Source organism: Flavitalea flava (genome assembly GCF_054461575.1).
In genome coordinates this window covers 40,170-53,641 of sequence record NZ_JBTLQH010000029.1, presented here as the reverse complement: position 1 = coordinate 53,641, position 13,472 = coordinate 40,170, and the positions used below count along the sequence as shown (strand labels likewise).

The window sequence follows — 13,472 nt, the reverse complement described above, 5'->3', positions numbered from 1 at the left end:
TGGTATTGTTATGTATTAATTCGTAATGCCCGGAATCCACCGCAGCGCATTTTTATAATATATTTTATCGACGACATCACGGGGCAGTTTTAAACCTTTAAAAGTACCATTGACCTTTGGTACGTGCATCAGGTCATCGGTGGTAAAAAAGCGCCAGTGCCGGAGCCAGACTTCATGGGCATGCCGTCCCAATCCTTCGGCTCCTTTTATATTTTCGTTGACGATATCCGAGGCGTCGCACCGCATATCCGTCCCGTACAAAAGTCTGTCCTGGTATTTGATAAAAAAATCATGCACCTTTTGCCAGTTCGTCAAGGCCTGGTATTGAAGATGGGAAATGCGCTCGGCCATGTCAACGGCCATGTTGGGGAATTTGTCGAGTCGTTTGGCCAATTCATCGACGCTCCATTCCAGACTGCCCAAATGAGCGCCAATAAAGATAAGATCGGGATGTTTTTCCAGCATATGATCCCTCACCCGGATATATTCTTCATAGGAGGGACGGTCAGGATGTAAATACATGTGTTGATCCGGATGCACCGCCGCATAATCCCTGTTCCCCTTTACCGTCATTTTATCCAGGGGCAGCCAGGAATTTTTATGTTCGCCCAGATGGCCGATCAACGGGATATGGCTTTTTGCCAGGAAATTCAGTATGGTATCGAACCGGGGGTCATCGATAAAGACGAGTTTGCCGGCGGTATCCCGGAGTTCCATACCGACATTTTTCCAGACTTTAACGGCAACGGCGCCCTGCGCGAATGATTGTTTCAGATAGGCGATCACTTCCTCCGACCATCCGGGACGGTTGAAATTTTTTAAGGAAAAGGTGGTGGCATAGGTCATCCTTCCGGGATAGGCCCGGATTTCTTTGATGGCGAACGCCTGCTGTTCTTCGATGGGCATTCCATCCGACCCATAAACATTGATGTTCAGCATCCGGAAATTATCCGCCTCCGCCTGTCTGATAAAGGCCGTGTCGGCCTCTTCCGTAATATGCTCATGCGAATCGATCTTTTTAACAGATCCGAAATCGGCTACCGTGTAGTATGGTGCTAACCATGCCGCCACTTTTTTATTCATTTGCAGCTCGATAAAATAGTTCCAGTCGGTAGTGTTTTTCCAATCGGTATGGTTAGGGACATCCGCCCAATGTGCCCGGGGATTGGAATCCCAGCTATAATCATCGGGGTTTTTTAGTATACGGGTAACGGCATAGACTTTCTCGAATTTTTCCCGGATCTCCGGGAACCCGGCAAGACATTTTTCGATCTGCTGCAGCTGGCTTTTCCGGTCGCCTTCTGCGGCTACATCATACCGGTGCAGCAGCAGGAGTAATCTGGCGGAATAAGCCTGGACCTCATTGATCTGATACATTACCTCCAGGGCATACCTGTTCCTGCGGGCTAGCAGCAAGGACTTTTGGATCCTGTTCCTTATTTCATAATAAATGGAGTCTGCATATTTAGCCTTTTCGATTTTGTCTTTATACAGACGGCTCCATTCCCCGCGCCGCTGCGGGTTCGGCATGTCAAGGAGGTTATAGGATGGTTGATAATTTTCACGGTCGCCCTCCTTTAAAAAGGCAGTTTCCCAGAAGGTGACTTCGTCTTCGAGTTTATTCTGAAAATCAAAGGAATCAGCGGACAAAGCCGGTGAATAAAAACGATGTCTGAACAGGGCGTGCGCAATCGGTTCGGGGTAGTCGGCGGCATTCCAGCTGAATAAGGCAAAATCATATATGCCCCGCCAGGTGGTCTCGAAATGCGGCGAGCTGTCATCCCAATTGGTGCATACAATTTTATCGATTTTTTTAGCGGCGCTTAACTGGCAAAAATCCCTTATCCCATTGAAATTGGAATGATTTCTTGGCAGCAGCAGGTATGACTGTTGGGAAGCCGTTGCTGCCATCACATCCAGCTGATGCGTCTTGTACCAATCGAGCGCCATTTTATTTCCCGGCAGGGCCGGCGTCTCGTAATTCCATCTTGCATAAATACAGGTTGACGGAAAAAGAGAAATGCTTTCGTTTAGGACAGATTGTTTTGTTTTCCATAACTCATCTGCCTTTTCTGCACTCACAGCGGGGTCATAGGTTGTTTCGTAAAGACCGGCGATCTTGAATAACATATCATCCCAGAATATAGGAATACGATGGTGAGCGATGGCAAAATCGGTTACTTTTTTGAGCCAGTACAACTGAAGCTCTAGCGGTTTCATACCCGACGCTTTTGCGAGAGACGACTTACCCAATGCGCCTACTTCATCGCCCCCGACATGCAGATATTTCCCAAAGGGAGTCGCAGCTATGGCATCTTCGTAGAGGGAGAACTGAAGCGCATAGGTTTTGGGGTTCAGCGGATCAAATACAAAATCGGACAAAGAATCATCACGCAGCTCTTTGTACTGTTCGTGTTTTAAAATAAAGGAGGCATGCCCGAGTCCCTGCACTAATGGACTTATTTCTATATTTCTATCCCTGGCATATTTACTGATCGCTATAAATTCTTCGACGGATAAGGCATTGGATACCCCTACCGCCTTTGCCTTGCGGTAACGAAGTTTGTCTTCGAATTCTATAATGACGGTATTGATCTTGATCTTTGCCAGCCTATCGATAATGCTGTAATAATAGTGACCTGCATCCAAATGAGCTTTAAGATCGATATGCACAGCCCTACAGGAAATAGCAGGATAATCGACGATCCGGCAGGCCGGAATTTTCACGAGTTGATCATGTGCGTCTTCCAGCAGCTGACCTAATGTCTGAAGCCCATAAAACAAACCGGCCTGATCACGCGCCCGGATGGATACCCGGTCATGCTGAAGGTCCAGGATATACCCTTCATCCGAAGGAATATCCAGTTCTTTGTCAATGACCAAACTTACTACGCCCCTGGTTGGGAGGGCGTTTATGGGCAAAGCCTCCAGCATTTCCGGCATAACCGCCGGCCGGGGCGTATTCTTTAGGTAAATCTGGCGCAAATCCGAATACAACAACCCATCACCCTTTAATAGCGTAATCTTTTGAGGTCTGGGGAGCAGTTGAAAATAATGATTAAAACTATCCAGATTTGCGACCAAGCCCCTGGAACCAGCCAAACCGCCGGAACCGGCCAAATCTTTGTGACCGGCCAAGCCGCTATAACCCGCCAGGACCCCCGTAAAAAATAATAAAAGAAATTTTTTCATTTACTGCAATCATTGCTTTTTAGATTCGGATAAATAGTTGACGTTTGTACAAAAAATAACAGATATACCACAACATACCGGACACGGCCAGTACATTAACCGTATACAAAACTGACGGACCGATCCAGCCAAACACTCTCGACGTGACAGGGATGGCCAGACTTTCCAGGATTCCTTTTCCACCCGTATGCACAAAAAGATAAATAAAAAGCGGGTTCATTCCGACAATGGCAAAGAACAGCACCCCTTTTCTTTTTTTCCAGACATCGATCACCAGGTAACAAAATGCAAGCATAAGTAAGGCCCAGCCTCCGCTTGCTAAAATAAAGGAACTGGTACAGACCCTTTTGATCATCGGAATATACAAACCCAGCGTATAACCGGCTACGATGCCCGAAAGACCGCCCAACAACAGCGTAATGATCTTTCTGCGTGGAGGCCAGTCTTTCATAAGTACGGTCCCGGCAATTACGCCCCAGATGGTATGGGCCGTTGTCGGGATGGCATTAAAGGAGACCCATCTGTCCTCACTTAACCCGCCTGTTAAAAAAATATCGAACCAGGAGCCAAAATTATGATCCGCTGTAAATGGCTGGTCGAAACCCGGAACCGCCCATACCCTGTAAAGAAGGTCATTAAAAATGATCAGGGCGAAAGATGCCAATAGCTGCCATTTGACAGGTTGGCGCATCAACAGGAAAGCGATCAGATAAGTAACCGACAATTGAGCCAGCACATTGGTAAAGGTCGATTTTATTTCGGATGAAAGCAGCCAGCCTAAAAACAGCAACAGCAGGGACCGCCGCAAAGCGCCACGCAGTGTACTGTTCCAGCTTTCTCCGGCAGCCCATTTCCTGGAAAAGGCAAATGGCATGGCCACCCCGACGATGAACATAAAAAATGGCTGTACAAGATCCCAGGCCGTGAGCCCCTCCCAATCGGCATGTTCCAATTGGTGTCCCATGAAGGCAATGAAGGGATTAGCACTATTTCTGCTGAACAACTGACCGAAATTAGAGACAAGCATGAACATGGTAAACCCCCTTAAAAAATCTACCGAGAGTATACGTTCCTGGGTGTTACCTGCATTAACCGGGCTGGCCATATTCAACGGGCTGGTCATATTCAACTATTTTTAGTAACCATGATTCTGAACGAGCAGCGGGTTCACCCGGATATCATTGGAAGGGATAGGCCAAAGATAATCGTCTTCGGAAAAATTAATCTGGTATTCCGGCAGACTTTTTTCTTTCAGGATATGTTTTCTAATGAGATCGAACCAACGGTCCATTTCAAAACACAGCTCATAATCCCTTTCCTGGATCACTTTCGTATCAAAATCTTCCATGGACATCGCCGTAGTAGCCAGGGGATCGTCTGCATTGGGTACATAACCATTTCCCCGGTCGATCACCTTGTTGATGGCATCGACTGCGGCGGCCGTCGGAGCGCCATTGGCCATGTTATCGGCTTCTGCAAAAATCAGCAGGACATCGGCAAAACGTATAATGGGCATGTTTACCACGGACCGGTTGGCGGCGAAGTCCGCAGGGTTATCATACAGGAACTTCTGAACGCCCGGCCAGTAGTCGCCAAGATTATAATACAGCACGCCGTCGAGTTCGGTCTCTATAAAGGCATCTTTCCTGGGCGATTTGGGATAGGCCTGCTCCCAGGTCGGCTCGGCACAGATCGTACCGAATCCTCTCATATCGGACCAGGTACGCGGGTCAACCCCCAGATCCACTTCATTGGAGTTAAAGCTCCACATCATTTCCGGTCCGTATTTTGTCGCGACGCTGAAAAGCTGTTTGATATCCGGAACCAGCGAATAGTTAGCGGAAGTGATCACCTGACCGGCGAGGTCTGCCGCTTTTGCATAATTCGCCGTTTCTTGCAAAGGATAAGTGGCCATGGTTAGATAAGCCTTTGCCAGCAGACCTTTCGCGGCGTCCTGGGTAGGCAGGCCCTGCTGATCGGCGGATAGCGTAACGGGAAGTTTGGCGATCGCTTCTGTAAAATCGGCGATGATTTGATTATAAACTTCTTTAATGCCGGAACGCGCCAGTTTGACGGTAAAGGGATCAGGTGTAGTCTCCGTGATCAGGGGAACACCGCCGAATTCTCTGACCAGCATAAAATAGTTGTAGGCCCGGATGAATTTCGCCTGGCCCATCAGCGCGTCGATCGTAGCCTGGCTAACTCCGGCCAATCCCTTGTTCAGGACCCCGATCACGGTATTGACATTGAGCAGGGAGCCGTAGTGTGCAGCCCAGACTTCGTTGGCATAATCTACCGGAATATTCAGGTCACCCCTGGTGATCTGATCGTCCTGGTTAAAAAGGTACATACCGTCCTGGTAACCCTTGAATAAATGCCACAGATCATTCATCGAGGCGACCAAACCCGATTGTACCTGTGCCGGGGTCTTGTAATAGGAATCAGGAGTAATGACACTCTTGGGGTTCTCATCCAGTTTTTTGCATCCTGACAAAAGCAGCACGATGGATATCATCGCATAGCTGATGTTACGGGCATATAATTTTGACATTTTCATTTTCTTGATTTTTAAGAAGCTAACATTTAGAAGCTAACGTTTAGAAGCGGACATTTAGAAACTGACATTTAATCCGATATTCAGTATTCTGGACTGAGGATAGGTGTTAAAATCCGATCCCAATTGCGCATCGTTACCCGAGTAAGCGCTGACCTCCGGGTCGTTGCCCTTGTAATGGGTAAGGGTGACCAGGTTGGTAGCTCCGACATAGAGCCTTATGTTGTTCAAATGAATAACTCTTGCCAGGTCTGCGGGTAAATTGTAGCCAAACGTGACATTTTTCAGCCTTACATAAGAACCGTTTTCCACCCAACGGGAATTCCTGTTGCCAGAGCTGCCGGGGATCCTTATTTTGCTCGCGAGACCTGCGCTGGCTCTCGTTTGCTGATCGATGATAGCAGGGATGTCCGAATTCTGGTTAGTCGCCGAATACCGGTTCAACAACGCAGCTCCTGTACCACCCGGCGATTCGAGCGAGATCCGGGTGATATTCATGATGTCATTCCCCTGTGAGCCCTGGATGAGGAAGTTGAGATCGAAATTTTTATAAGACAGTTTATTGCTCCACCCGAAGGTATATTTGGGCATCGTATTGCCTATCACTTTCTCATCTTTTAAATCGATGACTCCATCCTTGTTGACATCTTCATATCTGGGATCTCCGGGTAGTTGTCCGTATGCTGCGGCTTGCGGAGCTTCTTTTTCATTCCAGACGCCCTGGTAGCCGAAACCCAGCATCTGTCCATACGGCTGTCCTTTGACGAGAAACATAAAGGGGCTTTGTACGCTTTGTCCCCCGAAGCCTCCGGATGTGAACGAAATCCGGTTCACTGCTCCCAGATCCATCACTTTCGCCCTATTGATCGTGACATTCAGACTGGAGCTCCAGGAGAATTTTCCGACATAAGGATCTCCTGAGATAGAAAGCTCAAAACCCCTGTTACGGATCGACCCTACATTGTCGATAATACTCGCCAAACCGGAGTAGGTGGGCAGGTCTCTGGATATAAGCAGATCACTGGTCAGTTTGTTATAATAATCCGCCGTCAGACTCAGTCTGCCTTTCAGGATCGCCAGGTCTATACCGATATCCGTCTGAGCAGTACGCTCCCATTTTAGATGCGGATTGGCCGTGGAGGTGATGGCAAAACCCAGGTTGGTCGCGTCAGACCCGAAATAAGGATAGGTGAACCCGGAGCTGATATGTGCCAGGGTCTGATAGGGATTGATAGCCTGGTTACCGGTGATCCCGTAACTGCCCCGGAATTTCAGATCGGTAAATACATTCAGGTTTTTGATAAAATTTTCTTCGGATGCCCTCCAGGCTACAGAGCCGGAAGGGAAGTAACCCCATTTATTGTCCTTTCCAAAAACAGAGGATCCATCGGCCCGGAAGCTACCGGTAATTAAGTATTTGTCGTCGAAAATATAATTCACCCTGCCAAGATAAGAGTTGATCACTCTTTCAGAATAAGCGGAGGTGCTGGTTACCAGACTGGCACCGGCCAGGTCATAAACACCAATGGCCTGATCGGCAAAGTTGCTCGCAGCAATGCTGGAGTTGAAGTCTTTGGTGATCTTTTGCTCTCCGACTGCGGTAATGGTGAAATGACTTTTACGGATGGTCTTATCATAGGTCAGGATATTGGAGTTCTGGAAATAAGTGTTGTTATCGTTATAGATGCCTCCGCTTCCGTTTTTGGACAGCCCTGTGTAGGTCTTGCTGTTGTAAAAGTTGTACCTGTTTATATTAATCGTGGTCGATCCGCCTGAAATCCGGAAGGATAAGCCGTCGAGGATCTTAAAATCCAGGAAGGCGTTGATATTATCACGAATGGTCCCGTTATCGATAATGGGTTCGAGCGTGCTGGCCAGCGGGTTCCAGAGGGTTGGATTGGCATATCTCAGCGCAGCCTTGCTGTAATTACCCAGGGAGTCATAAATGGGGATGGTCGGTGAGAACCGGATCGCCGCTCCTATGGGATTGCCCGGGTAATCGATCGCTCCACCGAATAAGGCCGAATTGGCTTTTTCTTTGGACCAGGCTATGTTTACACCAAAACTTGCCCATTTGGTAATTTCCCCTTTTACATTGGCCCGGACGGTGTATCGTTTGTAGGCAGAGTTCTTTAGTATTCCCTGTTGGTTCAGATAGCCGCCTGACAGGAGGTAGCTTATCTTGTCGCTGCCGCCGCTGATGGAAAGCTGGTTGTTCTGGGTTATGGCATTATGATAAACCGCCTTAACCCAATCGGTCCCTCCGGTCTGTTGAAAATGCTGAATATCTGCATCCGTGAAAATTGGTTGAGGGGTCACGCCGCCTCCGTTAATGGCCAGACGGACTTTATTGGTTTCTTTCGCAAAGTCAACCACATTGAGCAGTTTGGGCATATGGTTGAGGGTGGACGTACTGAGATCGTTGATATAATTGATCACGGGTTTACCTGCACGGCCTGTTTTGGTAGTGACCAAAATAACTCCGTTTGCGCCCTGGGAGCCATAGATCGCCGTAGCAGAAGCATCTTTCAAGACCTCGATTGAGGCGATGTCATTGGGGTTTAAAGAATTCAGGTTGCCCCCCTGTAGTCCATCGACCACGATCAGGGCGCTGTTATCCCCATTGATGGAATTCGTTCCGCGGACGCGGATGATGGTATTTCCCCCGGGAGATCCATCGGTATTCTGAACGGTCACACCCGCCGCACGCCCCTGCAGCGCCTGATCTACCCGCTGTGTGGGAAGCAGTCGGAGATCGTCCCCCTTAACGCGGCTGATGGCGCCGGTCAAATCTCTTTTTTTCTGTGATCCATAGCCTACGACGACTATATCGTTCAGCGAGTTCACCGACATTCTTACACTGATCTGCATTTCTTTTTTGCCGCCTACCTTTCGTTCTATCGTTTCGATATTCGCAGCTGTGATCACAAGGATGGCGTTTTCGTTAACCTGCGGGAGCCGGAATTCGCCATTGGCGTCCGACGTGGTGGCGAGCGTAGTTCCTTTCACGGTTATCGTGGCGGCAACCGGTTCACCGGCTTCATTCAGGATGCGCCCATGAATATCAACCGGCAGATACCTTATGTACAAGGGGCCGTTTGGCGGGGCCGCTGCTGTGGTCAGTCGGAGAATGAAGACACCCAACAAAATGAATGTCATCCTGGTAATCGATTTCATAACGCTAGTTGATTTTGGTTAATAAAATGGCGGCAATGGGTCGTTATCTATGACTGACTAAAGAATAGGTTTAAGCTAAAGAGAAGGTTTAATTGAAAGGGCAGGTTTAATCTAAGGGGTAGGTTATCAGAGAGCATGATCTTTCGACAAAAGAGAGGCAGAGGCGGTGTCGAGGAAGAGCCGGCAATCGGGATGTCCCTGTAAAATAGTAGCGGGATATAAATTACTGACGGCCTTTTCCAGACAATCCTTTACGGCTTGTGCCTTACGCAGGTCGGGTACCGAGCAGACGATATGTTCCGAGCGCATGATCTGGCTGACCGAAATACTGATCGCCTTTGGCGGAACTTCGGCGAGGGTATTGAACCAGCCCTCGTTAACCTGCTGCATGCGGCAGTCCTCATCGAGATCGGGAATGATAATATAGGCATCCTCCGTATCGAAATCCGCAGGCGGATCGTTAAAGGCCAGATGGCAATTTTCTCCGATCCCGATCAGCGCGACATCGATAGGATGTCTGGAAATGAGTTCCCCCAATCTCTTCCGTTCTGTTTCCGGATCGGCTTCACCATTAATAAGATAGGCGGCTTTTAAAGGCGCGACCTTATCGAGGAACCGCTCCTTCAGATATTTCCGGAAACTGGCCTTATGGCTGACCGGCAGGTCGATATACTCATCCAGGTGGAAGGCGGTCACTTTTCCCCACTCTATATCCGTTCTGCCGATCAACTGTTTCAGGGTTTCGAATTGGCTGGCCCCCGTGGCCAGGAGGATATTGGCGAATCCTTTCCCGGCGATGGCTGCGGTTATCAGATCCGCGGCCTCATTTCCGGCTGTCTTGCCGGCTTGTTGTGCATTTTCTCCAACGTAAACTTTCATCAATTTTTTTTTAATAAGCTATGTAAATAAGGTGTGGTCATTTAAGATGTGGTCATTATTTGATAGCAGGCAGGCCGTCATGATCGATCGACAACGATAGCTGACCGTTCTTTTCCCAGGAGCCGCAGGTAAAATCCGGGAATTTCACGGCAGCCGAACCATTTTTTACGGAGGCCTCGCTCAGCGGCACCACCGAACTCCAGAGTGCGGCATCATAGACATTGTAATCCATCGGAAGCCCGTTACGCAGACAATCGATCAACCGCCAGTCCATCATTACATCCATCCCGCCATGACCGCCGATCTCTTGAGCCATGGCCTTGATCCGGGCGACGAAGGGCAGGGTATATTTTTCTTCCAGAGCTTTTAATTCTTCGGGGGATGCCCAGGCTTCGCCGGTGATCGAAACTTTTGGAGGATAAGTATCGAATTGGGCGATGGCCTTGGTGCCGCTGATCAGATAGCGGGACGATTTTGGGCGACTGGACGATATATCATGCTGCAACATTATAGTCTTTCCCTTTTTCGTGCGGATGGTGGACGTATTCATATTACCCGAAAAAGGACGGCCTACATATTTTTGATAGGCAGCAGGATCCTTGGCCGCCAATTCTTTGGCGATGGCATTCAGGGTAAAATCGCCGCTGCTTACGGAGACCATATAGTCCAACTGGTCACCGCGGTTGATATTCATGACCTGGCAGACAGGGCCAAGACCATGGGTAGGGTACAAATTGCCATTACGGTGGGCATTTTCATCGAGCCTCCAAAGCCCCGGGCGGCGCTCGGGGTCGAACAGACTGCGGGATATATTATGTACATAGGCTCCTTCTCCGTGGATGATTTCTCCGAAGAAACCCTGCCGGGCCATATTGAGCGTCAATAACTCAAAAAAATCAAAACATTCGTTTTCGAGCATGACGCAATGTTTTTTCGTTCGCTCCGAGGTCTCCACCAATTGCCAGCATTGTTCGATGGTCTGAGCTGCCGGTACTTCCACGGCTACATGTTTGCCATGATTCATCGCATACAAGGCCATGGGGGTATGAAGGGCCCAGGGCGTGGCAATATAGATCAGGTCGATATCGTCCCGCTCACACATTTTTTTCCAGGCATCCGCCGTTCCCGAATATCCAACGGGATGGTGCGGTGAGTCTTTGATACTATCGATGGCCAATTGCACCTGGAGTGGTTTGATATCACATAAGGCCCTTATATCGACCCCCTGGATATGATTCAGCCGGGGAACGGCCTCCGAACCCCGGTTGCCTAAACCTATAAAGCCGATGCGGACTGTTTCTATTTTTGGGGCAGCATAACCCGTCATATTAAATAGCTGTCTGTGTGTACCGGGATCACTGTACTGCCCGGAGGCGCCGGCTTCCCGGCCGCTCTCTATAACGGAGGCTGAATCGGGAGAAGCAGCCAGACCTTTGAGGCCGCCGCCTGCCATTCCGGTCAGCGCCAGACCGGTATATTTCAAAAACTGTCTGCGATTATTACTCATGTTTTCCAATTAAATAAGTGGTATAAATTTCAGGGGTTAGGTCGTAGTAACCAAGGAACAGGAGGGATATATTAGCGATAACGTTATCGGCCTGTTACCGGCCGGACACCGGTATTTACTGGTGTTGTTTCATTTCCGTTTGGTGGAATCCCGGATAATGAGTTTTGTCGGCAGAATGATCTCTTCGGGTATGAATTTCTTTTTACGGAGATGTTTGATCAATAATTCGCAACTTTTTCTTCCGATCTCCAGGGCGGGTTCCTCCATGGTTGTTAAGGAAGGATGGACGATCTCGGATATCGGATCATTGGTAAAACCTATAATGCCGATATCCTTACCAATAACTATATTTTTTTTCTTTAAGGTGAGCATAGCGCCCACTGCTTTGCGGTCATTAACGGCAAAAACAGCGTCGGGTCTTTCTTTGCACAATAACAAACGGAGCATATCCTCTTCTCCGCATTTTTGGGAAAAACCCGAATGAATGATCCATTTTTTGCCGGCAGGTAATTTATATTTCTTCAGGGCTGCCAGATACCCTTCCTGTCTTTTTTCCGTAATCAACAAACCCTCGGGCCCCGAAATATGGGCGATCTTCTTATATCCGCATTGGATCAGATGTTCGACGGCTTTGAAGGCGCCGTTAAAATCGTCCTGCATTATTTTGGAGGTTTTGATGCCGGAAGGAACCCGGTCAAAAAAAACGATCGGTATCCCATTGTCGATGACCTGCTGAAAACGATCGCTTTGATCGGGCATGGAAGAGATACAGATCAGCAAACCGTCGATATTACTAAAGGAAAGTTCGTCCAGTATGGCCTTTTCGCGTTCTGCCGAGTCATCTGTCAGGAACAGGACCATGTTGAACCCGTTTGTAAAAGCGATCTCCTGGATACCGGTGATTACCGTCGAAAAATAATAATTCGTGATGACGGGCAGGATGATGCCGATATTATTGGAACTGTTTTTAACCAGCCCGATCGCATTAAAATTCGGTTTGTAATTCAGTTCGGCCGCTTTGGCAAGCACCGACTGCCGGGTTTGTTCATTTACGTCATGGGTATTTCGGAGCGCCCTTGAAACGGTAGGAACCGAGATATTCAGCTCTTTGGCAATGTCTTTTATGGTAATGGAATGACGTTTCAAGAGCCTGAATATAAACAAAATAGTCATTCATTCTGCACGGATGCTATAAGTTCAAACATCGTATGGGCCCCGGCTAAAATTTGCGGATAGGCAGTGTCTGGCTGCCGGTTGAGTACTTCACAGAATGATTTCCAGTTTTGGACCAGATTTTCTCCATAGACCCGGTAATAATAGAAGTTCAGGTTTAAATGATTCAGGTGGGGATTGACGGCAAGCCTTTTTACGATCACATTTCCTCCCAGCGTGGCGCCTTCCAGTACATATAAGGCGCCCAGCACCGAAAATTCATTTTCGGGAACCAGCCACTTTTTGTCCATTTTACCGGCAGAAGGCAGCTCTACCTGCAATTCATGCAGATCCATGATAAGAGCGGGTAATTTACGACGGTGATAAATTCCCAATTCCTCAGCCAGGAGAGGAGGCAGGAGGGTAAAAAGAGAATTTTCGTATGCCTCGTGTATAAGGTAATTGGTAGTCAGCAGCCCTTGGTATTGAACCCGGGATAAAGAGCCGTCCATAATGGAACCGACAAACATAAGTTCTTCCAGGCGGTCATGATCGGGTCTTGTATCTTTTTTTAATCTTTCTTGTATCATGTTATGCTTGTATCATGTTATGCTTGTATCATGTTATACATGAAGTCTCTTGCTACGGGTTTGGTGCCGATAATACTTTTTCGATACAGGCGTATAACTCGGCCAATGCGAACGGTTTTGCCAGCCAGGCGCTGGCTCCCATTTTCCCGGCCAGGTATTTAATATCCTGATGACCGGTGAATAAGATAAAAGGTATGTCTTTCCGGGTAGCAAGAGCCTGGATTTCCTGCATGACTTCATCCGCCTTTTTGTGACCAATATAATAGTCAATCATGATCAGGTCAGGCCTGAATTCTTCCAGTAAGGGTAACAGCCCCTGCATGTCGTTACTGGCTTCCACCAAATGTTTACCCGCTAAGGCCAGTTTGATTATTTCTGTGATATCCGGATCGTCCTCAATGATTACTATTTTTTTCATGTA

The 13,472-nt window shown here is 48.2% G+C and carries 9 protein-coding genes; all 9 read right to left on the bottom strand.

Features of this window, described 5'->3' with window-relative positions; translation table 11 throughout:
- Positions 1 to 15 precede the first annotated feature (15 nt).
- The 9 genes from ACX0G9_RS21980 to ACX0G9_RS21940 all read right to left on the bottom strand — a co-directional run bounded on the left by ACX0G9_RS21980 (position 16) and on the right by ACX0G9_RS21940 (position 13,469).
- The gene (locus ACX0G9_RS21980) at positions 16 to 3,192 is read right to left on the bottom strand and encodes a glycoside hydrolase family 20 zincin-like fold domain-containing protein (protein WP_459067113.1); all 3,177 of its coding nucleotides are present in this window, start codon (positions 3,190 to 3,192) and stop codon (positions 16 to 18) included.
- Between the two features lie 19 nt (positions 3,193 to 3,211).
- Positions 3,212 to 4,315 carry an acyltransferase family protein gene (locus ACX0G9_RS21975; RefSeq protein WP_459067112.1) on the bottom strand — a complete coding sequence of 368 codons (1,104 nt, stop codon included), beginning with the start codon at positions 4,313 to 4,315 and terminating at the stop codon, positions 3,212 to 3,214.
- A gap of 12 nt (positions 4,316 to 4,327) precedes the next feature.
- Positions 4,328 to 5,749, bottom strand: a complete 1,422-nt coding sequence (locus tag ACX0G9_RS21970) for a RagB/SusD family nutrient uptake outer membrane protein (protein WP_459067111.1) — start codon at positions 5,747 to 5,749, stop codon at positions 4,328 to 4,330.
- A gap of 54 nt (positions 5,750 to 5,803) precedes the next feature.
- On the bottom strand, positions 5,804 to 8,923 hold the full coding sequence (locus ACX0G9_RS21965; RefSeq protein ID WP_459067110.1) for a SusC/RagA family TonB-linked outer membrane protein: 3,120 nt from the start codon (positions 8,921 to 8,923) through the stop codon (positions 5,804 to 5,806).
- Positions 8,924 to 9,049: 126 nt separating this feature from the next.
- A complete protein-coding gene (locus ACX0G9_RS21960; protein WP_459067109.1) occupies positions 9,050 to 9,802 on the bottom strand; it encodes a glucosamine-6-phosphate deaminase in 753 nt (250 codons plus the stop codon).
- Between the two features lie 55 nt (positions 9,803 to 9,857).
- Complete coding sequence (locus ACX0G9_RS21955; protein WP_459067108.1) at positions 9,858 to 11,309, bottom strand: Gfo/Idh/MocA family protein; 1,452 nt, start codon at positions 11,307 to 11,309, stop codon at positions 9,858 to 9,860.
- Between the two features lie 129 nt (positions 11,310 to 11,438).
- A complete protein-coding gene (locus tag ACX0G9_RS21950; protein WP_459067107.1) occupies positions 11,439 to 12,455 on the bottom strand; it encodes a LacI family DNA-binding transcriptional regulator in 1,017 nt (338 codons plus the stop codon).
- Positions 12,456 to 12,478: 23 nt separating this feature from the next.
- Positions 12,479 to 13,051 (bottom strand): biliverdin-producing heme oxygenase, encoded by a 573-nt coding sequence (locus ACX0G9_RS21945; protein WP_459067106.1) that lies wholly within the window; start codon positions 13,049 to 13,051, stop codon positions 12,479 to 12,481.
- 52 nt (positions 13,052 to 13,103) lie between these two features.
- Positions 13,104 to 13,469 carry a response regulator gene (locus ACX0G9_RS21940; protein ID WP_459067105.1) on the bottom strand — a complete coding sequence of 122 codons (366 nt, stop codon included), beginning with the start codon at positions 13,467 to 13,469 and terminating at the stop codon, positions 13,104 to 13,106.
- Positions 13,470 to 13,472 lie beyond the last annotated feature (3 nt).